At 70.0% G+C, this 22,509-nt stretch carries 23 protein-coding genes; 11 read left to right on the plus strand and 12 right to left on the minus strand.

Annotated features, from left to right (window positions below; genetic code table 11):
- Nucleotides 1–9 precede the first annotated feature (9 nt).
- Complete coding sequence (locus ACIA03_RS11855) at nt 10–735, plus strand: NUDIX hydrolase (protein ID WP_396982520.1); 726 nt, start codon at nt 10–12, stop codon at nt 733–735.
- Here ACIA03_RS11855 and ACIA03_RS11860 read toward each other — a convergent pair.
- The 3 genes from ACIA03_RS11860 to ACIA03_RS11870 form a co-directional block, all read right to left on the minus strand.
- Nucleotides 719–1,429, minus strand: a complete 711-nt coding sequence (locus ACIA03_RS11860; protein ID WP_396982522.1) for an aspartate/glutamate racemase family protein — start codon at nt 1,427–1,429, stop codon at nt 719–721. The genes ACIA03_RS11855 and ACIA03_RS11860 overlap by 17 nt on opposite strands.
- Nucleotides 1,429–2,931, minus strand: coding sequence for an NCS1 family nucleobase:cation symporter-1 (locus ACIA03_RS11865; RefSeq protein ID WP_396982524.1), 1,503 nt, complete (start codon nt 2,929–2,931; stop codon nt 1,429–1,431). Before ACIA03_RS11865 ends, ACIA03_RS11860 begins: the two co-directional genes overlap by 1 nt.
- A gap of 125 nt (nt 2,932–3,056) precedes the next feature.
- On the minus strand, nt 3,057–3,767 hold the full coding sequence (locus ACIA03_RS11870) for a GntR family transcriptional regulator (RefSeq protein WP_396982526.1): 711 nt from the start codon (nt 3,765–3,767) through the stop codon (nt 3,057–3,059).
- 312 nt (nt 3,768–4,079) lie between these two features.
- Between ACIA03_RS11870 and ACIA03_RS11875 the strand changes: the two genes are divergently transcribed.
- Genes ACIA03_RS11875 through ACIA03_RS11890 form a run of 4 tightly spaced genes read left to right on the plus strand, consistent with a single transcriptional unit; the run spans nt 4,080 to nt 7,646 of the window.
- Nucleotides 4,080–5,195: an ABC transporter substrate-binding protein gene (locus tag ACIA03_RS11875; protein WP_396982528.1), complete on the plus strand. Its 1,116-nt coding sequence runs from the start codon at nt 4,080–4,082 to the stop codon at nt 5,193–5,195.
- A 2-nt stretch (nt 5,196–5,197) separates the two neighbouring features.
- Nucleotides 5,198–6,031, plus strand: coding sequence for an ABC transporter ATP-binding protein (locus tag ACIA03_RS11880; RefSeq protein WP_396982530.1), 834 nt, complete (start codon nt 5,198–5,200; stop codon nt 6,029–6,031).
- A gap of 2 nt (nt 6,032–6,033) precedes the next feature.
- Nucleotides 6,034–6,843 carry an ABC transporter permease gene (locus ACIA03_RS11885; RefSeq protein WP_396982901.1) on the plus strand — a complete coding sequence of 270 codons (810 nt, stop codon included), beginning with the start codon at nt 6,034–6,036 and terminating at the stop codon, nt 6,841–6,843.
- Entirely contained in the window at nt 6,840–7,646 is an 807-nt protein-coding gene (locus ACIA03_RS11890) for an ABC transporter permease (protein WP_396982532.1), read from the plus strand. The genes ACIA03_RS11885 and ACIA03_RS11890 overlap by 4 nt, the downstream gene beginning before the upstream one ends.
- Before the next feature lie 92 nt (nt 7,647–7,738).
- On the opposite strand, the gene ACIA03_RS11895 is transcribed toward ACIA03_RS11890, so the two are convergent.
- The 7 genes from ACIA03_RS11895 to ACIA03_RS11925 form a co-directional block, all read right to left on the minus strand.
- Nucleotides 7,739–8,218 carry a nucleoside deaminase gene (locus ACIA03_RS11895; RefSeq protein WP_396982534.1) on the minus strand — a complete coding sequence of 160 codons (480 nt, stop codon included), beginning with the start codon at nt 8,216–8,218 and terminating at the stop codon, nt 7,739–7,741.
- Between the two features lie 61 nt (nt 8,219–8,279).
- Nucleotides 8,280–9,098, minus strand: coding sequence for a MurR/RpiR family transcriptional regulator (locus tag ACIA03_RS11900; RefSeq protein WP_396982536.1), 819 nt, complete (start codon nt 9,096–9,098; stop codon nt 8,280–8,282).
- Nucleotides 9,095–9,970: a factor-independent urate hydroxylase gene (gene pucL / locus ACIA03_RS11905; RefSeq protein WP_396982538.1), complete on the minus strand. Its 876-nt coding sequence runs from the start codon at nt 9,968–9,970 to the stop codon at nt 9,095–9,097. The genes ACIA03_RS11900 and pucL overlap by 4 nt, the downstream gene beginning before the upstream one ends.
- Nucleotides 9,970–10,284 (minus strand): hydroxyisourate hydrolase, encoded by a 315-nt coding sequence (gene uraH, locus ACIA03_RS11910; RefSeq protein WP_396982540.1) that lies wholly within the window; start codon nt 10,282–10,284, stop codon nt 9,970–9,972. Before uraH ends, pucL begins: the two co-directional genes overlap by 1 nt.
- Nucleotides 10,281–10,775 carry a 2-oxo-4-hydroxy-4-carboxy-5-ureidoimidazoline decarboxylase gene (uraD, locus tag ACIA03_RS11915; protein WP_396982903.1) on the minus strand — a complete coding sequence of 165 codons (495 nt, stop codon included), beginning with the start codon at nt 10,773–10,775 and terminating at the stop codon, nt 10,281–10,283. The genes uraH and uraD overlap by 4 nt, the downstream gene beginning before the upstream one ends.
- 212 nt (nt 10,776–10,987) lie before the next feature.
- On the minus strand, nt 10,988–12,505 hold the full coding sequence (locus tag ACIA03_RS11920; RefSeq protein WP_396982542.1) for an AtzH-like domain-containing protein: 1,518 nt from the start codon (nt 12,503–12,505) through the stop codon (nt 10,988–10,990).
- A gap of 23 nt (nt 12,506–12,528) precedes the next feature.
- A complete protein-coding gene (locus tag ACIA03_RS11925) occupies nt 12,529–12,888 on the minus strand; it encodes a YidH family protein (protein ID WP_396982544.1) in 360 nt (119 codons plus the stop codon).
- A 45-nt stretch (nt 12,889–12,933) separates the two neighbouring features.
- Between ACIA03_RS11925 and ACIA03_RS11930 the strand changes: the two genes are divergently transcribed.
- Nucleotides 12,934–13,761 (plus strand): thioesterase family protein, encoded by an 828-nt coding sequence (locus tag ACIA03_RS11930; protein WP_396982546.1) that lies wholly within the window; start codon nt 12,934–12,936, stop codon nt 13,759–13,761.
- A 112-nt stretch (nt 13,762–13,873) separates the two neighbouring features.
- Here the strand turns inward: ACIA03_RS11930 and ACIA03_RS11935 are convergent, their stop codons facing one another.
- Nucleotides 13,874–15,460 carry a D-alanyl-D-alanine carboxypeptidase family protein gene (locus ACIA03_RS11935; RefSeq protein WP_396982548.1) on the minus strand — a complete coding sequence of 529 codons (1,587 nt, stop codon included), beginning with the start codon at nt 15,458–15,460 and terminating at the stop codon, nt 13,874–13,876.
- Between the two features lie 112 nt (nt 15,461–15,572).
- Between ACIA03_RS11935 and ACIA03_RS11940 the strand changes: the two genes are divergently transcribed.
- From ACIA03_RS11940 to ACIA03_RS11955, 4 genes are all read left to right on the plus strand, one after another.
- The gene (locus ACIA03_RS11940) at nt 15,573–16,289 is read left to right on the plus strand and encodes a (deoxy)nucleoside triphosphate pyrophosphohydrolase (RefSeq protein WP_396982551.1); all 717 of its coding nucleotides are present in this window, start codon (nt 15,573–15,575) and stop codon (nt 16,287–16,289) included.
- Nucleotides 16,279–17,193, plus strand: coding sequence for an N-acetyl-1-D-myo-inositol-2-amino-2-deoxy-alpha-D-glucopyranoside deacetylase (mshB, locus tag ACIA03_RS11945; protein WP_396982553.1), 915 nt, complete (start codon nt 16,279–16,281; stop codon nt 17,191–17,193). The genes ACIA03_RS11940 and mshB overlap by 11 nt, the downstream gene beginning before the upstream one ends.
- Nucleotides 17,190–17,534, plus strand: coding sequence for a hypothetical protein (locus ACIA03_RS11950; RefSeq protein ID WP_396982555.1), 345 nt, complete (start codon nt 17,190–17,192; stop codon nt 17,532–17,534). The genes mshB and ACIA03_RS11950 overlap by 4 nt, the downstream gene beginning before the upstream one ends.
- A 62-nt stretch (nt 17,535–17,596) precedes the next feature.
- The gene (locus ACIA03_RS11955; RefSeq protein ID WP_396982557.1) at nt 17,597–19,990 is read left to right on the plus strand and encodes a VanW family protein; all 2,394 of its coding nucleotides are present in this window, start codon (nt 17,597–17,599) and stop codon (nt 19,988–19,990) included.
- A gap of 62 nt (nt 19,991–20,052) precedes the next feature.
- On the opposite strand, the gene aspS is transcribed toward ACIA03_RS11955, so the two are convergent.
- On the minus strand, nt 20,053–21,342 hold the full coding sequence (aspS, locus tag ACIA03_RS11960; protein WP_396982559.1) for an aspartate--tRNA(Asn) ligase: 1,290 nt from the start codon (nt 21,340–21,342) through the stop codon (nt 20,053–20,055).
- A 244-nt stretch (nt 21,343–21,586) separates the two neighbouring features.
- Between aspS and ACIA03_RS11965 the strand changes: the two genes are divergently transcribed.
- Nucleotides 21,587–22,417, plus strand: coding sequence for an esterase/lipase family protein (locus ACIA03_RS11965; RefSeq protein ID WP_396982561.1), 831 nt, complete (start codon nt 21,587–21,589; stop codon nt 22,415–22,417).
- The last annotated feature ends 92 nt before the right edge of the window (nt 22,418–22,509 follow it).

Genomic DNA, 22,509 nt, shown 5'->3' on the forward strand with positions numbered 1-22,509 from the left:
GTTGGCCTCATGGAGCACCCCCCAGGCCACGTGAGCAAAGTCGCCGTCACCGTCGACCTCGTCGTGCTCACCGTCCGCGACGAGGCGCTCTGCGCCCTGGTCGTTCGCCGCGGCATCGAGCCCTTTCGAGGCGCGTGGGCGCTTCCGGGCGGATTCGTCCTCGACGACGAGGGTCTCGAGGAGGCGGCGGCGCGCGAGCTCGCCGAGGAGACCGGCCTGCGACCGGGGAGCGTGCACGTCGAGCAGTTGGCGACGTACGGCTCTCCGGGGCGGGACCCGCGGACCCGGGTCGTGACGGTCGCCTATCTCGCGCTGGCGCCCGACCTCCCGGTGCCGGCGGCGGGGTCGGACGCGGCGGACGCCCAGTGGTGCCCCGTCGACACCCTGCTGGCCGGGGACGGGCTGGCCTTCGACCATGCCGCGATCCTCCGCGACGGCGTCGAGCGCGCCCGCGCCAAGCTGGAGTACTCACCGCTGGGCGCCGCGTTCTGCGCCGAGGAGTTCACCGTCGCCGAGCTGCGCCGGGTCTACGAGATCGTCTGGGGCACGCGGCTCGACCCGCGCAACTTCCATCGCAAGGTCACCAAGACCGAGGCGTTCCTGGAGCCGACAGGGGCCACGACGACGAGGGACGGGGGCCGGCCGGCGCAGCTCTTCCGCCGGGGCTCGGCCGAGCATCTGCACCCGCCGCTGCTGCGCCGCACGTCCTCGCTGGACGTCACCTCCGGCCCCTGATCTCCTTCGCCGGGGGAGCCGCATACTCGTTGTGCCGGCTGGTGCTCAGCCCGAGGCGTACCAGCTTCTCCACCTCCGCGGTGGCGGCCGCGACCCCGTCGACGACCGGGACGCCGAGCTCCGTGGAGAGCCGGGCGCACAGGTCGGCCATCCCGGCGCAGCCCAGGACGATCGCCTCGGAGCCGTCCTCGGCCAGCGCGCGCCGGCAGGCGGCCAGGATCGTCGCGTACGCCACCGGGTCGGTCTCCAGATCGACGACCGGGATCTGGCAGGCATGGATCCCGCCGACCAGGTCGGCGACGCCGTAGTCGCGCGCGATCGACCAGGTGTGCGCGATCACCCGCGGGAGCGTGGTGACCACCGAGAACCTCCGGGAGAGGTACGCCGCCGTCCGCATCGCCGCCTCCGCGATCCCGACCACGGGGCCGGCGAGGATCTCCCGGGCCGCGTGCAGCCCGGGGTCTCCGAAGCAGGCGATCACGAACCCGTCGTACGCCGCGCGTTCCCGCTCCAGGACGCCGAGCAGGTGGGGCACCGCGATCGCCTCGTCGTAGTGCGACTCCAGCGAGACCGGCCCGGCGCCCGGGTCGATCGCGTCGACGACCACGCCCGGGCCGACGCTCGCCCGGGCGCACTCGCCGATCAGTGTGGTCATCGACGCCGTGGTGTTCGGGTTGACGACCAGGATTCGCATCAGGCCGGCTCCGCGGCGGTCTCCGCGGTGGCCTCCGTGGTCGCCTCCGTGGTGGCGTCCGCAGCGACCTTCGCGGTGGCCTGGGTGAATGCGTAGTAGGCCACGAAGCCGATGCCGCAGCCGATGAACCAGGAGTAGTCGGGCAGCCAGGTGAGCACCCCGCCGAGCTTCGGGACGAGCACCGACGCGAAGGAGAAGGCCGCGGCCACCAGGAGCGCATAGACGGCGGTGGGGTTGGTGCCCCTGGTGTAGTAGTAGGCGCCCGACTCGGAGAGGGTGTAGAGGTCGTCGACGACGATCTTCTGGTCTCTGACCAGGTAGAAGTCTGCGATCAGGATGCCGAACAGGGGCCCGATCAGGGCGCCGAGGAGGCCGAGGGTCCAGAAGATCGCCTCGTCGTTGGCGTACCAGTTCCACGGGGTCAGCAGGACCGAGCCGCCGGCCGCGATCATGCCGCCCATCCGCCAGGAGATCCTCTGCGGCGAGACGTTGGAGAAGTCGAAAGCCGGCGAGATGAAGTTGGCGACGATGTTGATGCCGACGGTCGCGATCACGAAGGTCAGCCCGCCGAGCAGGACGGCGGTGTAGGTGTCGATCCGCTCGATGGTGGCCACCGGGTCGGTGATCAGCTCACCGAAGACGGGGATGGTCGCCGAGGCGGTGAGCACCGTGAGCAGCGAGAAGAACACGAAGTTGACCGGTAGGCCCCAGAAGTTGCCGGCCTTGACGGCCTCGAACGACTTCCCGTAGCGGGCGAAGTCGCCGAAGTTCAGCATCGGGCCGGAGAAGTAGGAGACCACCAGCGCGATCGCGCCGAGCATCGCCGTCACCTGCTGACCGACGCTCAGCTCCTTGTCGGAGAGGGAGAAGGAGACGTGCCAGTCGGCGCGGTAGAGCATGTAGACGCACAGCGCCAGCATCGCCACGTAGACCGCCGGGCCGCAGAAGTCGATGAACCTGCGGATCGACTCCATGCCGCGCCAGAACACCAGCGCCTGGGCGACCCACAGGATCGCGAAGCTCACGTAGCCGAGGTAGGAGAGGCCGAGGAAGGAGTGGTCGGCGGTGGCGTAGGGGGCCAGCGACGGGAAGAGCTTGAGGATCACGATGGTGAGCGACCCCGCGGCGAGGAAGGTCTGCACGCCGTACCAGGCGATCGCGATCGATCCGCGGATGATCGCGGGGATGTTGGCGCCGAGCACCCCGAAGGAGGCCCGCGAGACCACCGGGTAGGGCGTCCCGGTCTGCTGGCTCGGCTTGGCGACCAGGTTGCAGAAGATCTGCACCAGCACGATCCCGGCGATCAGGCAGACGAAGACCTGCCAGCCGGTCAGGCCGAGCGCGAAGAGGGCTCCGGCGGTGACGTACCCACCGACACTGTGCACGTCCGACATCCAGAAGGCGAAGATGTTGTACCAGCCCCACTTCTGCTCGGGCAGAGGGTCGAGGTCCTCGTTCGACAGTCGGGGATGGTAGGCGGGCGGTGCTGTCACCTCGGTCATCACGGTCTCCTTCGGGTGGGGGTTCACCCCATCGTGGAGACCGGGTGTTTCACCTGATCAGATGCCGTGTCAGAGCGATGTGACGCGAAAGATATACGACGTACGCGGCACCCGGCCGACGGCGCTCAGGGCTGCCGGAACACGTCCGGGTCGCCCCGGAAGACCTCGATGGCGGTCTTGAGATGCTCGTAGTGGACGGCCGACTCGGTGACGAGCCGGTCCGCGTCGCGCGCGCAGAAGGCGGCGACCATGGCGTCGTGGTCGCCGTGGAGGAGCGCCCGGTCGACCTCGGCGACGCGCGACATGGGCCGCGCCGGCTCGGTCATGTTCCAGGCGGAGTCGTACATGTGCAGCAGCCGTTGCATCCCGGCCGGTGCGATCAGTGCCCGGTGGAAACGGCGCGACTCGACGTGATAGCCGCGCTCGTCCCCTCGGGCGACGGCTGCTGCCATGGCGGAGTGGGCGCTGCGTACGAGCTCGTCGTCGGCCTCCGTGGCCGATCGGACGGCGACGCGCAGTGCGGAGCTCTCCAGGGCGGCGCGGACGTCGTAGAGCTCGCGGAACTCGGCGAAGGTCAGCTTCGCCACCGCATAGCCGACATGGGGTCGGTGCTCGACCAGCCCTTCGCCGGTGAGGACCTTGAGAGCCTCGCGCACCGGGATCTGGCTGACGCCGAAGAACGTCGCCACCGAGGCGATCGGGATGAGCGTTCCCGGTGGCTCCTCGCCGGACAGGATCGCCAGGCGGAGGTCCTCGATGACATGTGGCTGCTCACCGTCGCCGGCGGAGCTGACTAGGCGGGAGGCGAACACCGAGCGGCGCCGGGGTCCCTGCATCGGAGGTCCTCCTGCCGTCGTCCGTGCGTCCGGTCGGTCACCGAATGGTCTCGGCATGGTCACGAACCGATAACGGCGAATCCGGTGTGTCGGACGGCACATGAAATGCGGCGTACGCGCGTTGGGTAACTAGACAACAGCCACGGCATTCTTGTCCAGCCGACGCCGTGGCTCGGGATCGACCCTCGTCACCGACGGGCACGTTTGAAAGGGTCGTTACAACGCCGAAACGCTGGTGCCAGCACCTGAAACCTCCGCTCGCTACGGTCCCCGAGACCTGTGCGTGAAACTCCTCGAAGGGAACTCGTTTCGATGTCTACCCCCGCCTCTCGGACCTCGCGACGTACGTCTTTGCATCTCAGGGCCGGCGCGGCCCTCCTGGCCGTCGTGGCCGCCACGACCCTGGCCGCCTGCGGCTCCGACTCCGACAAGGGGAGCAGCGAGGAGGGCTTCGGCTCCATCTCGATGCAGTACTCCTGGATCAAGAACGAGGAGTTCGCCGGCGAGTACTACGCCGAGGACAAGGGCTACTACGAGGACGCCGGCTTCGACGCGGTCAACGGCATCTCCGGCCCCGACACCGGTGTCGCCAAGCTGCTCTCCGGCAAGGTCCAGGTCGCCATCAACGACGCCGCCTCGGTCGGCTCCGCGATCGCCGAGCAGGAGGCGCCGCTGAAGATCATCGGCGCGACCTTCCAGAAGAACCCGTTCACGATCCTGTCGCTGAAGGACGGCGGCAACATCGCAACGCCGGCCGACCTGAAGGGCAAGAAGATCGGCGTCCAGGACTCCAACGTCAACGTCTTCAAGGCGATCCTCGCGGCCAACGGCCTGGAGGAGAAGAAGGACGACATCACCGTCGTCCCGGTCGAGTTCGACCCGACGCCGCTGATGGAGGGCCAGGTCGACGGCTTCATGGCCTACCTGACCAACGAGGCCATCACGGTCGAGATGGCCGGTCACGAGATCACCAATCTTCCCTACGCCGAGAACGGCGTGCCGTACGTGGCCGAGACCTACACCGTCACCGACCAGTACCTCGCCGAGAATCGCGACCTCCTCAAGGCGCTGCTGACCGCCGAGATCAAGGGGTGGAGCGAGACCTTCAAGAACCCCTCCGACGAGGTGGTCAAGGTCATCACCAAGCACTACAACGAGGCCGCCAGCGACTCCGACGGTCTCGAGGCCAGCTTCGGCGAGCTCGACCCGGTCAAGACCAAGCGTGGTCTCGAGGAGTCGCAGAAGCTGATCTCGACGCCGGAGACCGAGAAGAACGGCCTGTTCACCATCTCCGAGGAGCTCCAGCAGCAGACCGTCGACTCGCTCGCCGCCGCCGGCTGGAAGGTCACGGCCGAGGACCTCTTCGACACCTCGATCATCGACGAGATCTACGAGGAGAACCCCGAGCTGAAGGCCTACCAGAAGTAGTCATGGCCGACGACAAGCTCATGGATGCCGGTGCTCCCGCGGCGGAGACCGCCGGCGGCACCGGCATCCACATCTCCGGAATCAGCAAGGTCTTCGGCTCCGGGTCGAAGGCTGTCACCGCGCTCAAGGACACCGAGCTGCACACCGACCAGGGCTCGTTCCTGGCCCTGCTGGGGCCCTCCGGCTGCGGCAAGTCGACGATCCTGAGGATCCTCGCCGGCCTGGAGACCCCGACCAGCGGAGCGGCGTACGTCGACGGCAAGGCCCCCGCGGACCTGCGGCGTGACTCCGAGCTGGGGATCGCGTTCCAGGACCACGCGCTGCTGCCGTGGCGCTCGGTGGTCGGCAACATCAAGCTCGTCTTCGAGGTCGCCAGGCGGCGTCCCGACATGGACTACATCCACGAGCTGATCAAGCTCGTCGGGCTGGACGGCTTCGAGAAGGCCCGCCCCGCGCAGCTCTCCGGCGGGATGCGGCAGCGGGTCTCGATCGCCCGGGCGCTCGCCCTGAAGCCCTCCGTGCTCCTGCTCGACGAGCCGTTCGGCGCGCTCGACGACATGACCCGGCAGAACCTCAACCTGGAGCTGCTGCGGATCTGGACCGAGAAGCCGGCGACCACCCTGCTGGTCACCCACGGCGTGAACGAGGCGATCTTCCTCTCCGACCGGGTGGCGGTGATGTCGCCGCGACCGGGCCGGATCAAGGAGATCATCGAGGTCGACCTTCCCCGGCCGCGTACGCCCGACATGATGCGTACCCCGGAGTTCCACGCGCTCGCCGACCGGGCCTCCGAGCTGCTCTTCGGTGACGACGGGCGTGCCGAGGCGGAGTCTTGAACATGAAGAGCCTGATGCGGATGCCAGGTTGGCTCGCCGGGATCATCGGCGTGGTCACCCTCTTCGTGCTGTGGGCGCTCGTGGCCGTGGTCGGGTTCCCGCCCGACGCCGGCAGCGGGTTCACGCCGGTGCCGCCGCCGTGGACGGTGCTCTCGGAGATGGCTGCGGCGGGTCCGTCGGCGTTCTGGGGCGGCGTGCTCCGGGAGACGCTGATGGAGGCGTCGATCGGGTTCCTGTGGGGCAACCTGATCGCCCTGCTGCTGGCCTCGCTGGTGCTGCTGGTGCCGTGGCTGGAGCCGGTGATCATGCAGATCGCGGTGACGACGTACTGCCTGCCTGTGGTCGCCGTCGGCGGCATCTCGATCGTCGTCCTCGGCGGCGCCGAGCAGCCGGGGGACCCGTCGAAGACGTCGATCTTCCTGGCCGCGCTGATGGTCTTCTTCACGACCGTCGTCGGGGCCGTGCTCGGCTTCAAGTCCGCCGACCGCGCCTCGCTCGACGTGGTGCGCGTCTACGGCGGATCGGTGTGGACGCAGCTGGTGAAGGTGCGCCTGGTCGCGGCCGTGCCGGCGATCCTCAACGCGCTCCAGATCGCGGTGCCGACCGCGATCCTCGGTGCCGTCCTGGGTGAGTATCTCGGCTCCACCGACCGTGGCGTCGGGCGCACGCTGATCGTGCTGCAGGGCAAGCCCGACCCGGAGCGGCTGTGGGCCGTCTTCCTGGTCTGTGCCCTGGTCGCCCTGGCCGGCTATCTGCTGCTGGGGCTGGTGTCGCGGCTGGTGACGCCGTGGGTGGCTGGGAGGTCCGGATGAGGTCGGGTGCTGGTTCCCTGGTGCGGGCGGTCCTCGGACCGGTCCTGCACACCGTCGCCGCGTTGGCGATCGTGGCCGTGCTGTGGCAGGCGTTCGTGTCGTTCTCCAGCGTCTCGGAGTTCGTCGCGAAGGGTCCGCTGGACGTGGTCGATCACCTCTTCACGGGTCCCGACGCGGCCGCTCATCGGGCGGAGCTGCTCCCGCTGACGTGGGTGACCCTGAAGGACTCCGGGCTCGGTTTCCTCGCCGGGATGGCTCTCGCGATCGTGGCGGCGGTGCTGTTCAACCTGTCGCGTACGGTCGAGGCCGGCGTGATGCCGCTGGCCCTGCTGCTCCGCTCGATCCCGCTGGTCGCGATCGCCCCGGTGGTGATGCTGATCACCGGACGCGCCTCGACCGCCTCGGTCGTGGTGCTCGGGATCATCGTGGTGCTGTTCCCGGCGCTGGCCGCGGTCCTGTTCGGGCTCTCGCAGGCCTCGCCGCAGTCGCTGGATCTCGTGGCCGTCTACGGCGGCTCGCGGCTCACCGCCATCCGCAAGGTCTCGCTGCCCGGCGCGCTCCCGTCGATCTTCGCCGCCGCCCGGGTCTCCGTGCCCGGTGCGGTGACCGGGGCGCTGCTCGCCGAGTGGCTCTCGACCGGCAAGGGCATCGGCGGCAACATCCAGAAGTTCCCCGCCGCCGCCCGCTTCGACGACCTGTGGGCCGCCGTCGCGATCATCACCGTGATCACGCTGGTGCTCTACAACCTCGTCCAACTCCTGGAGTCCGTCGCGCTGGAGCGGATGGGGATGACGACCCGGTAGCGCCGAGGCGTCACGTACGTCGCGCGAAGCGTCGCTCCCGTCGGTCGAGTGGGCAATCCGGTGCCAACTCGGCCGACGGGGGTGACGTCTCGTCAGTAGTCGGTGCGGTCCTGTTTCGCCAGCCAGGCGTCGAAGGGGTCGTACGCCTGCGGGATCCGCAGCTCGTCGACCTGGGTCGGCCAGTCGTGGTGCTCGTTGGCGCGGCCGGTGCCGAACAGGTCGTAGAAGGCGCGGTCGTCGAACCCGCCCTTGGCCGCGTCGTCACGGTCGGCCGCGTAGACGACCCGGTCCAGGCGTGCCCACAGCGCGGTCGCCAGGCACATCGGGCAGGGCTCGCACGAGGTGTAGAGGGTGCAGCCGGCCAGCGAGAAGCTGTCGGCCTCCCGGCACGCGGAGCGGATCGCGACGATCTCGGCGTGGGCGCTGGGATCCAGGTCGCGGGTGACCCGGTTCTGGCCGGTGCCGAGCAGGATGCCGTCGCGAAGGATGATGGCGCCGAACGGGCCGCCACCGTTGTTGACGTTGCGGACCGCCAGCGCGACCGCCTGCTCCAACCACATGGTGTCGGTCATGCTGATTCCCCCTTGCACTGGCCCGAGAGTCGATGTCTCTACTGTCATTCTGCTCCCGACATCACTCGACCTCGTGGAGGCGATCGTAGGTGGCGCTGATGGCCGAGACGCGGTCGCGCCCGGGCCGCCCGCGCTCGTGCAGTACGCCGTCGGCGAGCACGCTCGCCAGCGACATCGGCGCCGCCAGGGAGTCGAAGGCGAGGCCGCCCTGGACCGGACACTCCAGCGCGATGTCGGCGCGGCCGAGGTGGACCGTCCCGGTCGGGTCGGCGATCACGATCACCGTGCCCCCGGAGGCCGCCGCCGCGTCGACGAACTCGCCGAAGCCGGGTGGCCGGCGCCGGAGCCCGACCGCGATCACCACCGATCCCTCGCCGAGCTCGGCGAGCTCCTCGCCGATGACCTGGCCGGGCGCCGGAGCGAGGGTGACCCGCTCGCGGGTCTGGGTGAGCTGCTGGCGCAGGTGGAGCGCGACCGGGTAGGAGTTGCGCCAGCCCGCGACCATCACGTCGCTGGCACCGGCGATGGCCTCGACGGCCTCGGTGACGGCTGCCTGGTCCAGGGCGCGCGCGATCGCGGCCGCCTCGCCCTCCGCGTGCGCGCTCAGGTCCGGCGCACCCTCGACGCGTCGCGGCTCGCCTGCCGTACGCAGCGCCCGCAGGTGGTCGCGTACGTCGTCGAACCCGTCGAATCCCAGTGACCGGAAGAGCCGGCTCATCGTCGCCTTGGAGACCTCCGCGAGCGAGGCCAGCTCGGCCGCGCGGTAGGTGGCCAGGTCGTCGAGATGCTCCAGGAGCGTGTCGGCGGCCTTGCGCTCCTGGGGTGAGAGCGTCTGATAGGTCGCGGCGATCCGCCGGTCGATCCGCTGGTCCATGCTCATGCGAAGCCTGGGACCGAGGCCCAGGCGTCCGGCTCGGTCGACCCGTCGCGCTGCAGCGTCGCCTCGATGAGCCCGTAGGGACGGTCGGCGGCGAAGAAGACCTCGTTCGGGTTCTCCAGGTCGAAGGGGGAGAGGTCGACGAGGAAGTGGTGCTTGTTGGGGCAGGAGATCTTGAACTCCGCGATCCCGTCGAAGGCCTCCATCACCGCCTTGCCCATCTCGTAGATGGTCTGCTGCAGCGCGAGCGAGTGCACCTGCGCGAAGGTGTCGAGCATGATCGTGCGGATCCGGTCGTAGGCCGCGTTCCAGTCCTCCGGGTGGGTCTCCCAGCGCCACCACGCGGTGACCTCGGTCGCCAGGATGCGGTCGGTCGTCTCGGCGAGGGTGGTGTAGCGGTCGCGCGGGAAGCCGTGGAACTCCGACCCAGTCGACTTCAGCACCACCAGGTCGCTCAGGCCGGACAGGACGAACGTCCGTCCCTCGAAGCGGTTGACCACCGCCGTCCGCGTCTCCTGCCCGCGCCGGGCGAACGAGAACTCATTCGCCGGGATGCGGTCCCAGGCGTAGGACTCCGCCTTCATCACCGACCCGGTGACCCACGGCTGGGCGGCCCAATGGGCGGTGAGGTCGAGCAGGAACCCCTCCGGCGAGGTGATGCCGAGCTCCTTGGCCTTCGCGTAGACCACGTTCTTCTGGGTGTCGGTGGCGTGCACGTGCACGTTGTCGCCCTCGGTGAAGGCCGTCGCGAAGTCGCCCCTGAGCTGGGTGGACACGTTCAGGTCGTGGATGGTGTGCAGGGTGCCGTCCCGGTCGACCTTGACCAGGCGTACCTCCGCCTTGCCGTGCTGGTTGGGGCCAAGAGTGATCGACATCAGCTTCCTCGATAGGTCGTGTAGGAGAACGGGCTGAGCAGGAGGGCGACATGGTGGTGCTCACCGGCGGTGACGGTGAACCCGATGCTCACCTCGGGAAAGAAGGTCTCGCGCCCCTGATCGGCGAACCAGGGCCCGGTCGTGAAGGTCAGCGTGTGCGGTCCGGGCGGCACCTCGCCCTCGAACCGCACCCGGCCGTCGGCGTCGGTCGTCGCGGTGCGCGCGCTGTCGTCGGGAAGGATGAGCAGCACCGCGAGCCCGGCGGCGGGCCGGCCGAGAGCGGCGTCGAGGACGTGCGTGGAGACGGTGGTCATACGACCAAGCCTCGCAGCCGGAGCAACGCGATCTCGGCGAGCTGGCCCTTGGTCACCGCGATTTCGGTAGCCGGGTCGTTCTCCAGCCGCTCCTCGAGGAGCGCGAGCATCTCCTCGGCGCTCCGCCCCGCGGCCCGGACCAGGTAGATCCGTCCGAACCGCTCCTCGTAGGCGGCGTTGCCCGCCCTCAGTCGGGCCTGCACCTCGACGTCGGCCGGGTCGACCCCGGCCTGCTCGCGGGCGGAGAGCGCCGCGCTCTCGCCGTCGCCGGCGTGCCGCTCCCCGATCCGAGGGTGGTCGGCCAGCGCCCCCTCGACCTCCTCGTCGGTCCAGGCCGCGGCCAGCCGCTCCGCGTTCGCGAGCAGATCGCCGATGTCCGCATAAGGACGCCCCTCGACCAGCCCCGCCGCCCACGAGGGGATCGCGACACACGGCGCGAGCAGCCCCTCCGCCTCGTCAGCGGGCAGGGAGTCGAACTGAGCGAGCGTCATCGTCACCAGCACAGCCTATGAAACAAACGTTTCGGCGCCCGAAACACAGGTTGCCGTTGTGTAACGCCCGCCGAGAAGTCAGTTCTTGACGCCGAGACGTCGATATCTGGGGTCGAATGGTCAGTTTTCTGACGGCGACACGTCAGTTTTTTGCGGTCGTCAGGAAGCGACCTCTCGCCGTCAGAAACTGACTACTCGCCGTCAGGAAGTGACTACTCGGCGAGGTGTTGGGCGAGGGCTAGGAGATCGCGGTCGCGGCCCGGCGCGGCGACCAGGCACAGGCCGGCGGGAAGGTTGGGCGGCGTGCGGACGGGGATCGAGACGGCGGGGAGGCCGGCGATACCGGCGATGCAGGTCAGGCGCAGCGTGTCGTCGCGTACCCCGGCCGCCTCGGCGGCGGTCGGCGCCACCGACGACGCGCTGGGGTAGGCGAGGACGCGGTCGCCGACGACGTCGAGGATCTCCGCCCGGGCCTCGGAGAGCACGGCCCGCGCCTCGGCGGCCTGCGTCCGGGTCACCGAACGTGCCATCTCGAAGCGCCCGCGCACCGCCTCGCCGAGCGTGTCCAACCGGGTCTCGAGCCAGGCTCCGTGGGCCTGCCACGCCTGGTAGGCCTGTCCGACGACGAAGGCCTGGCGCCAGTCGTCCAGCCTGGTCGGCTCCCAGGCCAGCGGTTTCGCCTCGGGCAGGGCCTCGCTCACTGCCTCCGAGGCGAGCCCGACCAGCGACGGCACCAGGTGGATGTCGTCCACGGCTGTGCGCACGTCGGGCGACGACGGGGGAGCCTGCGGCAGGAGTACGTCCCCCACCGCCTGCAGCAGGAACGCCGAACGCGTCATCCACCCGACGGTGTCGAAGGCCTTGGCGAGCGGAAGCATCCCCTCGCGAGAGACCGCGCCGTGGGACGTACGGATGCCGTAGAGGCCCTGGTAGGCGGCCGGCACCCGGATCGAGCCGCCGGTGTCGCTCCCGAGCCCGATCGAGGCGTGGCCGAGCGCGACCGCGGTCGCCGATCCCGACGAGGAGCCGCCGGGGATCCGGCCGGGCGCCTTCGGGTTCGGCGGTGCGCCGTAGTGTGCGTTGAGCCCCGAGAGCGAGTAGGCGAACTCCTCGGTGCGGGCGATCCCGCGGACCGACGCGCCGGCGTCCAGCAGCGCAGCGACCGCGGCGGCATGGGACGAGGAGACCGGCGCCTGCTCCAGCCACGCCGGGCTCCCGGCCCCGACCGCGAACCCGGCGACCGCGAAGAGGTCCTTGACCGCCACGGTCTCGCCGGAGAGCGCGCCGTCGGCGGTGTGCGAGGAGACCAGCGGGTCGCCGACGACCCGCCAGATCCGGGTGTCGAGGGCCGGAGCGGGGACCGAGACGTGGGCCGCGGTGACCTGCCAGCCGCCGTACTCGATCCGCACCGGGTCCCGCGCCCACAGCTGCGTCTGCAGCCCACGCCCGCCGCGGTCGAGCTCGGTGGCCGCCACGATCAGCGCGTGGTCCTCGTCGATGACCTGGACGTGGGTCTGCACGATGCGTCGTCCGGGCGCGCCGCCGCGTGACCCGTGGAAGGCCGCGATCTGCTCGTGCCCCACGCGCAGCCCGGCGGCATCGCCGCGCAGCGTGGTCGGTGAGTCGGCGAAGAGCGTGTCGAGAGCGGCGACGTCGTCGGACAGCAGCGCGCTCTCGTACGCCCGGAAGGCCTGCAGCAGCCCGTGCGGGACAGGCTTGAGCTCAGTCATGGGTGAAGTCTGCCCTGATCCGGTCAGAGCACCAGGGAGAACCCCAGCAACACACCGATCACCAACAGGGCTCCGGCGAGGACGAACCCGGCGGAGAAGGCGGGCAGCGGGCGTCGCTCCCGCATCGCGCGCTCGACCCGTGCCCAACGGATCATCGCGAAGACCGTGCACAGGATCGCGGTGAGCACCAGGAGGAGGATGACGCCGGTGCGTACGCCTTCCGCGGCCGGCACCCGGAACGAGTGCAGTGCGACCGCGCCGGCCAGCAGACCGAGGACGGTGCGCGCCCAGGCCAGGAACGTACGCTCGTTGGCCAGGGTGAACCGGGGATCCGGTTCGGTGCCGTGGTCGTAGACCCAGTGCGGGTGTCGAGGGTCGGTCATGCCCCCATCGTCCACCACATCGGGTGCCGATCTAGATTATTACCCATGGGTAATAGGGAACAGGCAGAGTTCGATCGTGACATCGCGGTCCGCAGGACCGACGAGAAGACGTACGCAGCCGAGCTCGCCCCCGGCTGGGTGGTCGGCGGCGGGATCAACGGGGGCTACCTGCTCGCGGTCATCGCCAACGCGCTGCGCGCGCACCTGCCGAACCACCCGGACCCGATCGTGCTGAGCGCGTTCTACGCCGGCGCCAGCACGCCCGGACCGGCCGAGGTCCGGATCGAGACCAAGCGCGACAAGGGCTCGCTGGCCATCGCGACCGCCGAGCTGTGGCAGGGCGAGGACCTGCGGATCACCACCACGGCGACGTACGCCGACCTCGACGGCCTCCACGCCAAGAGCAGCGGCTACGAGCGGGTCATCGCGACCGAGCCGGAGCTGCCGCCGCTCGATGAGTGCCTCTCCTCGACCACGGCACCCGAGGAGATGAAGAAATTCGTGCCGATGCTGGACCGCTACGAGCTCTGCGTGCCGAAGGAGCAGTTCGTCTGGGGAGGCGCGGCGCCGACCGGCGAGGCCGTCTTCACCGGCTGGTTCCGGCACCACGACCGCGAGCCCGACCCGCTCTCGCTGCTGCAGGTGCTCGACGCGCTCCCGCCGGTGACCTTCGGGCTCGAGCTGCCGGGCTGGGCGCCGACGCTGGAGCTCACCTGCCACATCCGCCACAAGCCGGCGCCGGGCTGGCTCAAGGTCACCCATTACTCGCGCAACCTCTCGGGCGGCATGTTCGAGGAGGACTGCGAGATCTGGGACTCCGCCGGTCGCCTGGTTGCGCAGGCACGGCAGCTCGCCCGGCTGCCGCGCGCCTGAGGGGGTCGGCACGGGGTCAGATTTGAGTGCCGAGTCGGCGCATCCGACCCCTCTGGCTCGCTTCGCTTCGCCAGGCACGGGGTCAGATCCGCCGACTCGGCGCCACGAAGGGTCACTTCGGGGCGCAGCGGTCCTTCCCGCCGTACGCGTCCCAGTGCCACGCCTCGGCGGAGTACTGCTTCAGCCCGACGCTCAGTGCCGTCTTGTCGAGGAACCTCCACACCGCGCTGCTGGGCTCCGAGGCGCGCGTCGCGCAGGTCTTGCCGCCGGTCACGCTGGGCTGCTCGAAGTCGATGGCGATACCGAGCTGGTGCGAGGAGTAGCCGGGCTGCGCGGTCAGCGTGTAGTCACCGGCCGGGCAGCCGCCGGTGACGTCCTTCTGGCACAGCGCCTTCTGCTTCTTCATCGTCCGGAACGAGCTGCTCGCGACCAGGTCGACGCCCTGCTTCTCGGCCTTCTTGACCAGCGCGGCCGCGGCCCCGGAGATGCGCACGTTGACGACGGCCAGGCCGTCGGCGCCGTCGATGTAGTAGGGGTCGCCCTTGGTGCTCTCGGTGCCGGTGTTGGGCAGTCCCTCGACCGCGCACAGCCGCACCGGGATCAGCTTGCCCTCGTCGTACCCCTCGCCCTCGCCGAGGTCCTTCGTCCCCGGAGCGCACACGAGCGCGGTCGAGTCGGCGCGTACGTCACCCACCGGCCTCGTCGGCGCCGCGACCTCGAGCAGCTTGCCGGTGGTGCCGGTCGACGAGCGTCGTTCGGAGGCCTTGACGGTCAGCTCGGCGAGGCTGGCGACGACGGCACCCGCCTCGGTCTCGGTCGAGGCGTCGGGTGCCGTCTTCGGGACGTTGTCAGGGCAGGCCGTGATGGACTCGCTGATCGGCGCCTTGGCCCCCTCGCCGAGGGTGATCTCCGCGCACACGACCGTGGTGTGGTCACGCCTGGCGTAGGTGTCCTGCCAGGTCCGGTAGCCGGCGACCGAGAAGCTGCCGCCCGTCTCGTCGGTCTGCAGCGTGCGAAGGGCGAGCCCGTCGCCGTACGCCCCCGGCTGCGCGAGCCAGGCCCCGACCTCCTTCGTGGTGATCTCCCAGCCGACGCTCCGCATCGAGGAGATCGCCACCGACAGGTCGCTGCCGACGCCGTTCAGGTCGTCGGTCGTGGTCTGCTCCCACTTCTGCATCTGCTCGTAGAAGTCGTATGCCCCGTAGCCGCCCACGCCGACCAGCGCGAGCACCAACAGGCCCACGAGCACCTTCGGCCACTTCCGCTTCTTCGGCGGTTCCGGGCCGAAGCGCCCGGGACCGAGACCCCGCGGGTACGCAGGTGGTTGCTGCCGTGCGTGGTGCAGGTCTGAATAGGGCTGTTCGGGGTAGGGCTGCTCGGGGTAGGGCCATTCCGGGTAGGGCTGCTCGGGCGGGTAGGGCTGCTGCCCGTAAGGCTGCTGCGGTGGGTAGGGACCCTGCTGCGCGGCCGGATAGGGCTGCTGCTGTCCCGGATACGGCCGCTGCTCCGGGTAGCGCTGCCCGCCCGGATAGGGCTGGTACTGCCCGGGACGGGGCTGCTGCTGGCCCGGGTGCGGCTGCTGTGGACCTGGATGCGGCTGTGGGCGCTGGGGCTGCCGCTGGCCTGGGTAGGGCTGCTGTCCCCGGTAAGGCGGACGAGGCTCACCGGGCTGCCGCGGCGGCCACTGCTGATCGCTCATGATCGGGCCCCGGACGGGGGCAGGCAGGCGATGAGCAGACGAGGGCGGGGCACGGCGTTGCAGCGTACCCAAGAGACCCCACTATCGGGGCTTCTAGGGAACAATCTCACACGTGAACAGCCCCAAGACCGTAGTGGCCGCGGCGATCCTGAGCGCCGACGGCAAGCAGGTGCTGGCCGCGAGGCGTACGTCCCCGCCCGAGGCCGCCGGACGCTGGGAGCTCCCCGGCGGCAAGGTCGAGGAGGGCGAGACGCCCGAGGCGGCCCTGATCCGGGAGGTCGGCGAGGAGCTCGGCTGCCTGATCGAGGTGCTCGACTGGATGCAGGGCGAGGCGCCCATCGGCGAAAGCCACCGGTTGATCGCGGCGACCGCCCGGGTGGTCGCGGGGGAGCCGCGGCCGCGTGAGCACGACCAGGTCCTCTGGCTGGCGGCCGAGGATCTCGACTCGGTCGACTGGCTGGAGCCCGACCGCCCGTTCCTCGATGCGCTCCGCCACGTACTCGGCATGCCCGAAGGGTCCACCGTGCGCGGCATCTTCTTCGAGGAGGAGGACGCCCGTTCGGCGGCGGCGACGCTCGAGCGTGAGGGCTGGACGGCCCGGGTCGGCCGGGAGCGCTACCAGGGGGAGGACGACGACGAGGACCACCCGTGGTCGGTGGAGACCGATGCCCCGGAGATGGTCCTGGAGCTGTTGGTGGACGAGTACGACGGCTGGCTCGACATCCCCGAGGAGGCCCCGGACGACTCGATCGCCCCCGAACCCGTCGAGCTCCCCGACAACCCGAAGCGCATTAAGCGTCCCGATCTAGGATCGGGTCGTGACTTCTGAGAAGAGCCTGCTGCTCGTCCACGCCCACCCCGACGACGAGACGATCGGGACGGGGGCGACGATGGCGAAGTATCTCGCCGAGGGTGCCCGCGTCACCCTGGTGACCTGCACGGCGGGGGAGATGGGCGAGATTCTGGTGCCCGGTCTGGCCCACCTCGCCGCCGACCGGGAAGACGCCCTGGGCGATCACCGCCGGGGCGAGATCGAGAACGCGATGGCGGCGCTGAAGGCGCCTGACGGCAGCGAGGTCGACCACCGCTGGCTGGGTGGCTTCGGCACCTACCGTGACTCCGGGATGACCTGGAGCGAGGACCGCACCCACGCGCTGCCCGACCCCGACGCCCGCGAGAACGCCTTCTGGTACGCCGACCTCACCGAGGCCGCCGACCACCTCGTCACGATCATCCGCGAGGTGCGTCCGCAGGTGCTGGTCACCTACGACGAGTTCGGCAACTACGGCCACCCCGACCACATCCAGGCCCACCGGGTCGCGACGTACGCCGCCCATCTCGCCGCCGTGCCGACCTACAAGAAGGAGCTCGGCGAGGCCCACGAGATCGACCGGATCTACTGGACGGCGATCGCGGAGAGCTGGCTCCGCGAGGGGCTGCGGGCGGCCCGGGCGGCCGGCGACGAGAACGCCCTCGGCGGGATGGACCCGGAGGGCCCGCTGCCGCCCATGGCCTCGCCCGACGTCGACATCGCGGCTGCGATCGACGGCACCCCGTACGCCGACCAGAAGGTCGCCGCGATGCGCGCCTATCCCACCCAGATGGACATGGAGCAGGGCATCTTCGCGATGACCAACAGCCTCGGCACGACCGCGTGGTCCCACGAGCACTTCCGGATCGCCAAGGGGCACGTCGAAGGGGCCACCCTGACCGATCTCTTCGCCGGGTTGTGAGACTGCTCGGCGGGGTGGTCGCCGGTCTTCTCCTCGGTCTCCCGGTCGGGGTCGCGGCGGTCGCCGTCCACCCGTGGTGGTGGGGCGTGCTGCTCGCCGTGGCCGCGTCCTCGGCGGTGTTGCTCGCGCTCCCGCGCGGAGCCGCGAGGATCGCGTACGCAGCGGCCTGGGCGATCGTGATCGCGCTGGCCGCGACGCCGAGGCCGACGGGTGGGTATGCCGTCGCCGGAGACGTCGAGGGATACCTGATGATCTCCTGGGCCGTGCTGATGATCGTGGTGGCCACCGCGACGGTGGCGAGGGTCACTTCACAAGCGGATAAGGCCCACCCCGGCGAGTGACGAACGTCCCAAGATGGGCTACGGGTTCGGCCTAGGGGGGTATAGGTCCTAGGCTCTCCCGCATGTCCACTGAGCCCGAGGCCTTCAAGGCCCCCGAGCCCGCGAAGCGAACCCACGCGGCCGGGTCCAACGCCGGCCACGCCGGCGCGGACGATGCTGCCATCGAGACGATCATGATCCCGCAGATCGAGATCGATGCCCGGGTCGCCGAGTCCGCGGGTGCCAAGCCGGTCGCGAACGTGCCCGATGACGAGCCTGCCGGTGAGACCCGGATCGTCGCTCCCGGCCAGAACCTCCTCGACGAGGACCTCGCCGAGGAGACCCTGCTGCGGAGCACGATGCTGCGCTCGGAGCTGCTGCCGAAGCGTGCGGAGCTGCCGAAGGAGGACAACTTCCTGTTCGTCTCGAAGAACCGGAAGTTCGCCCCCGAGCCCGACGCGGCCGACGCCGCCCAGGACGTGGCCCCGGACGTGGCCCCCGCGGCCAACGGCGCCGACACCGAGGTGGCGCTCTACCGCCCGGTCCAGGAGATGCCCGACTTCGATGACGAGCCGCTCGAGGCGACCGTCATGGGCGTCGGGCAGTTCGCCGTCGACGAGCCGGCCCCCGCCGACCACTCCTCCTTCGAGCCCGGTTACGAGCCCGGTTACGAGCCCCGCTACGAGCCCGGCTTCGAGCACCCCGACTACGCCCAGCCGGTCGCCGCTGAGGGCAAGCCGCTCGGCACCGGCACCAAGGTCGCCGTCGCGGTCGCGGGCGGCATCGCCATCCTGGCCTTCGCCGGCTGGGGCGCGGCGTACGCCGTTGCCGGGAACAAGATCGCCGACGGCACCAAGGTCGCCGGTGTGGACATCGGCGGCATGACGGCCGCCGAGGCGACGCCGCTGCTGGAGGAGAAGTTCGCCCCGGCCCACAGCCAGCCGATCAACGTGACCGCCGGCGAGAGCACGACCGAGGTCAACCCGGCCGACGCCGGCCTGAGCTTCGACGCCGAGGCGACGATCGAGAAGATCGACGCCGGACACAGCTGGAGCCCGGTCAAGCTGTGGAAGCACTTCACGGGTGGCGGCGAGGTCGCCCCCGTCATCAAGGCCGACGACAAGCTGATCGCCAAGGTCGCCGCCAAGGTGAACAAGCGCGCCGGCACCCCCTTCAAGGACGGCGACGTCGTCATCAAGAAGGGCAAGATCAAGACCACCCAGCCGGTCGCGGGCGAGGGCGTCAGCGATGACGCGCTCCGCACCGCGCTCGCCGGCCAGCTGCTGGTCGAGGGCGACCGCAAGGCCGACGTACCTCTCGAGGAGCTCACTCCGGACGTCGACGAGGCCGACGTCCGGGAGGCGGTCGAGAAGGTCGCCACCCCGGCGGTCTCCGGGCCGATCACGCTGAAGTTCGAGAAGACCCCGGTCGAGCTGTCCCCGAAGGAGTTCGGCGACGCGATCCGGTTCGACCCCAAGGACGGCGAGCTGCAGGCCGCGGTCGCGTCGAGCAAGCTCAAGAAGGTGCTCAAGAAGGCCCTCGCCGACGACGCCGCGAAGCCGGTCGACGCGACCGTCGAGATGGTCAACGGCGCTCCGAAGGTCATCCCGGCCAAGCCGGGCGTCACCTTCAACCAGAAGGACCTCGAGGCGGTCTTCCTCGACGTCGTGACGGCGCCCGCGGGTGACCGCGTCGTCGAGGTGAAGTCGAAGGTCGCCAAGCCGAAGGTGACCACCGAGGAGGCGAAGGCCTGGGGCATCAAGGAGATGGTCTCCACCTTCACCACCAACTTCCCCTACGCCGAATACCGCAACGTCAACATCGGTCGCGCCGCCGAGCTGGTCAACGGCACCGTGCTCGCACCGGGGGACACCTTCTCCCTCAACGGCATCGTCGGGGAGCGTACGGCCGCCAACGGCTTCACCAAGGGCTGGATGATCCAGAACGGGGTCTTCCGCGAGGACTACGGCGGCGGTGTCTCGCAGATGGCGACGACCACGTTCAACGCGATGTTCTTCGCCGGCCTCCAGGACGTCGAGCACAAGGCGCACTCGCTCTACATCGACCGCTACCCGATCGGCCGCGAGGCGACCGTCGCCTGGCCCTCGCTGGACCTGAAGTTCAAGAACAACACCAAGTACGGAGTCCTCATCCGCTCCTGGGTGAACCCCGCCAGCGCCAGCGGCCAGGGTTCGGTCACCGTCGAGATGTGGTCCACGAAGATCTGGGACATCAAGACCCGCACCGGCGAGCGCTACGACTTCAAGTCGCCGGGCAAGCAGAAGATCACCGACGGCAACTGCGAGAACACCGTCGGCGCCCCGGGCTTCTCGATCAACGTCTGGCGCGACTTCTACAACCCCGGGTCGGGCTCGAAGGTCAACACCCAGACCTTCAAGACCACCTACATTCCGCAGGACGAGGTCGAGTGCACCGACGAGTCCGAGAAGCCGCCGCCCCCCGCTGACCCCAACTGATCGGGGTTGTGAAGCTGAGGGTGACCTATAGGCCACCCTCAGCTTCACAACTGTGACGGTAGCTACGGCGTGAGCCGGTGCAGGTCGCGGGGGAACAGGGTGACCTCGCGGATGTTGTGCGCTTCCACCAGGCGTGCGACCCACCGCTCCAGGCCCAGCGCGAAGCCGCCGTGCGGCGGCATCCCGTGCGCGAAGGCCTGCAGATACGAGGCGTACGCCGCCGGCTCCTCGCCGCGGGCCCGGATCGCCTCCTCGTAGTCAGTGAGCCGGTGCAGACGCTGCCCGCCGGTCACCAGCTCCAGGCCGCGGAAGAGCAGGTCGAAGCTGTTGCTCCACCGCCCGTCACCCGGCTCCGGGTGGGTGTAGAACGGCCGCTTCCGCATCGGGTAGCCCTCCACGGCCAAGAAGTCGGAGCCGTACGCCTCCCGAGCCCACACCCCGAGCGCACGCTCGTGCTCGGGGGCGAGGTCAGGCTCGTCCGCAGGCGCCCCGACCAGCCTCAGCGCCTCGGCGAAGTGGATGACCGGGATCTCCTCGGGAACGACGGGCAGCTCCAAGCCGAGCCGCTCCACCGCCCCGGCGGCGTACGTCTCGATCCCTCTCCGCATCCCGGCGAGCACCTCACGCAGGACCGCCAGCACGTCGCGGTGGTCGCGGATGAAGCCGAGCTCGACGTCGAGGCTGACGTACTCGGCCAGGTGGCGCACCGTGTCGTGCGGCTCGGCCCGGAAGACCGGCCCGGCCTCGTAGACCCGTTCGAAGACGCCGACGAGCTGCTGCTTGTAGAACTGCGGTGACTGGGCGAGGTAGGCGGGCCGCCCGAAGTAGTCGAGCTCGAAGACGTTCGCCCCCGACTCGGTCGCCGACTCCACGATCTTGGGAGAGTGGACCTCGGTGAATCCGGCCGCGTCGAGGGTCGCGCGGAAACCCCGCAGCGACGCGGCGGCGAGCTCCCAGCGGGATCGAACCGCAGGATGGCGCCAGGCCACCGGCGCATGGTCGAGCAGCGTCGGCAGCCCGGCGGCGAGCTCGGGGCGCCACAGCTCGACGGGCGGGGTGAGCACGGGCTCGGAGAGCGCCGTGACGACCGGCGAGGTGATCTCGACACCTCCGGGAGCCTGCGGGTTGGCAGTGGCGACGCCGATCACCTCGACCGGTGTCTCCTCGGAGGGCGTCCGCTGCTCGTCGGCCGGCCTGAGCACCACCTGAGCCAGGCCGCTGCGGTCGCGCAGCACCAGGAAGGTCACGGCGGCGAGCTCGCGACGGCGGTGCACGTGGCCGCACAGTCGGACGGTCGTGCCGGGGGTGGCCGCGGTGAGATGGGCGGCGAGCGTACGGTCTATCGGTTTCATCGAATCCTCCAGGTGGCGAGGCCCTGGAGGTGTGGGCGGGGGCTAGGTCGCGGTGCCACCACACCTTCGCTGATGTGTCATCAGCCTCTCGTCGGTGCGCCGGACGCGCGGGCGCCGCTGTGCCGTGGTGGGCGGAGGGTCGTCACTCCTCGGCGGTGCCGCTGTCGAGCGTAGATGTCGGCGCGGGGTGCCTGCCAACGAGTTTCTGATCATGACGCGGATCACATTGGCTCGTTGACCGGTCATGCGCCCGTTCCTGCTGAGTCTGCTCGCTGCCGTCGCGCTCCTTCTCGTCCCGGTATCTGCCTCGGCTGCGGAGGGGCCGAGGCAGACCGGGATCCCGCTGCCGGGATCGCCCTACGGTGACCCTGCCGGGGCCAACGACTGGGCGTGCGTGCCCTCGGCGGAGCGCCCGACTCCCGTGATCCTGGTGCACGGTACGTTCGGTGACCGCCGGTCGCTGCTGGACCCGATCTCGCTGGCCATGAAGCGGGCCGGGTTCTGCGTCTACTCGCTCGACTACGGCAACCGAGCCACCCTCGACATCCGCGACTCGGCCGCTCAGCTGGGGGAGTTCATCGACCGCGTGCGCGAGGCCACCGACGCCGACAAGGTCTCCCTCGTCGGTCACTCCCAGGGCGGCATGATGCCGCGCTACTACATCAAGAACCTCGGCGGCGCCGCCTACGTCGAGGACCTCGTCGGCCTCGCCCCGTCCAACCACGGCACGGCGATCGTGGCCGACGGGACCGCCTTCGAGGCCACCGGCCTATGCCTGTCCTGCGCCCAGCAGGCTGCCGGCTCGCAGTTCCTCGCCGACCTGAACGCCGGCGACGAGACCCCGGGCGACATCTCCTACACCCAGATCATCACCGCCACCGACGAGGTCGTCGTGCCGTCCACCTCCGGCTTCCTCGCCGAGGGTCCGAACACCACCAACGTACGCATCCAGGACGCGTGCGCCCAAGACCTCTCCGAGCACCTGCTCATCCCCATGAGCTCCGCGGCCATCGCCCTAACCCTCGACGCACTGACCCGCGAAGGCCCCGCCTCCCCGAACCTGAAGACCTGCTGACCTCGAGAGGTCGATTCTTGACGCCGAGGCGTCGATTTCTGAGATCGAAGGGTCGTTTATCGACGTCGAGAGGTCGGTTGCGTATCTGATCC

Origin of the sequence: Nocardioides sp. NPDC051685 (genome assembly GCF_044453405.1) — a bacterium.
Taxonomy (GTDB): Bacteria; Actinomycetota; Actinomycetes; order Propionibacteriales; family Nocardioidaceae; genus Nocardioides.

Coding starts and splice junctions, on each gene's coding strand:
- ACIA03_RS11875 (WP_396982528.1), top strand. CDS start 4,080: ATGTCTACCCCCGCCTCTCGGACCTCGCGACGTACGTCTTTGCATCTC.
- ACIA03_RS11900 (WP_396982536.1), bottom strand. CDS start 9,098: ATGAGCATGGACCAGCGGATCGACCGGCGGATCGCCGCGACCTATCAG.
- aspS (WP_396982559.1), bottom strand. CDS start 21,342: ATGAAACCGATAGACCGTACGCTCGCCGCCCATCTCACCGCGGCCACC.
- uraD (WP_396982903.1), bottom strand. CDS start 10,775: ATGACGCTCGCTCAGTTCGACTCCCTGCCCGCTGACGAGGCGGAGGGG.
- ACIA03_RS11895 (WP_396982534.1), bottom strand. CDS start 8,218: ATGACCGACACCATGTGGTTGGAGCAGGCGGTCGCGCTGGCGGTCCGC.
- ACIA03_RS11855 (WP_396982520.1), top strand. CDS start 10: ATGGAGCACCCCCCAGGCCACGTGAGCAAAGTCGCCGTCACCGTCGAC.
- ACIA03_RS11890 (WP_396982532.1), top strand. CDS start 6,840: ATGAGGTCGGGTGCTGGTTCCCTGGTGCGGGCGGTCCTCGGACCGGTC.
- pucL (WP_396982538.1), bottom strand. CDS start 9,970: ATGTCGATCACTCTTGGCCCCAACCAGCACGGCAAGGCGGAGGTACGC.
- uraH (WP_396982540.1), bottom strand. CDS start 10,284: ATGACCACCGTCTCCACGCACGTCCTCGACGCCGCTCTCGGCCGGCCC.
- ACIA03_RS11930 (WP_396982546.1), top strand. CDS start 12,934: ATGGGTAATAGGGAACAGGCAGAGTTCGATCGTGACATCGCGGTCCGC.
- ACIA03_RS11865 (WP_396982524.1), bottom strand. CDS start 2,931: ATGACCGAGGTGACAGCACCGCCCGCCTACCATCCCCGACTGTCGAAC.
- ACIA03_RS11885 (WP_396982901.1), top strand. CDS start 6,034: ATGAAGAGCCTGATGCGGATGCCAGGTTGGCTCGCCGGGATCATCGGC.
- ACIA03_RS11880 (WP_396982530.1), top strand. CDS start 5,198: ATGGCCGACGACAAGCTCATGGATGCCGGTGCTCCCGCGGCGGAGACC.
- ACIA03_RS11870 (WP_396982526.1), bottom strand. CDS start 3,767: ATGCAGGGACCCCGGCGCCGCTCGGTGTTCGCCTCCCGCCTAGTCAGC.
- ACIA03_RS11925 (WP_396982544.1), bottom strand. CDS start 12,888: ATGACCGACCCTCGACACCCGCACTGGGTCTACGACCACGGCACCGAA.
- ACIA03_RS11920 (WP_396982542.1), bottom strand. CDS start 12,505: ATGACTGAGCTCAAGCCTGTCCCGCACGGGCTGCTGCAGGCCTTCCGG.
- ACIA03_RS11860 (WP_396982522.1), bottom strand. CDS start 1,429: ATGCGAATCCTGGTCGTCAACCCGAACACCACGGCGTCGATGACCACA.
- ACIA03_RS11965 (WP_396982561.1), top strand. CDS start 21,587: ATGCGCCCGTTCCTGCTGAGTCTGCTCGCTGCCGTCGCGCTCCTTCTC.
- ACIA03_RS11935 (WP_396982548.1), bottom strand. CDS start 15,460: ATGAGCGATCAGCAGTGGCCGCCGCGGCAGCCCGGTGAGCCTCGTCCG.
- ACIA03_RS11955 (WP_396982557.1), top strand. CDS start 17,597: ATGTCCACTGAGCCCGAGGCCTTCAAGGCCCCCGAGCCCGCGAAGCGA.